Origin of the sequence: Waterburya agarophytonicola KI4 (assembly GCF_020640915.1) — a bacterium.
GTDB lineage: Bacteria > Cyanobacteriota > Cyanobacteriia > Cyanobacteriales > Xenococcaceae > Waterburya > Waterburya agarophytonicola.
In genome coordinates this window covers 1-281 of record NZ_JADWDC010000023.1, presented here as the reverse complement: position 1 = coordinate 281, position 281 = coordinate 1, and the positions used below count along the sequence as shown (strand labels likewise).

1 protein-coding gene is annotated in these 281 nt (G+C 39.5%); it reads right to left on the bottom strand.

Annotated features, from left to right (window positions below; genetic code table 11):
* The coding region (locus tag I4641_RS10825) for a tetratricopeptide repeat protein (protein WP_229640536.1) at positions 1–220 on the bottom strand (220 nt) is incomplete at its 3' end.
* Positions 221–281: the final 61 nt, after the last annotated feature.

Genomic DNA, 281 nt, shown 5'->3' with positions numbered 1-281 from the left:
CTGCACGACGATAAACTAAAACTGCTCGATCCCATTGTTGCAATTTGGTCAAAGCATCTGCTAAATGATGATAAGACCAAAAAAAATCTGGTCGAAGTTGGATCGCTTTGTGAAAAAAAATTGCTGCTTGTTGCCATTGCTGCTGTTGTTGATAACTTTCCCCTAAATCATATACCTTAACCCAATCATCATAATTTGCGATCGCATCATTATTACTCATGATTAAATGAACTACCCCAGCTCATAGGAGGATGCCCTAAAGGATACACCTTCGGATAGGG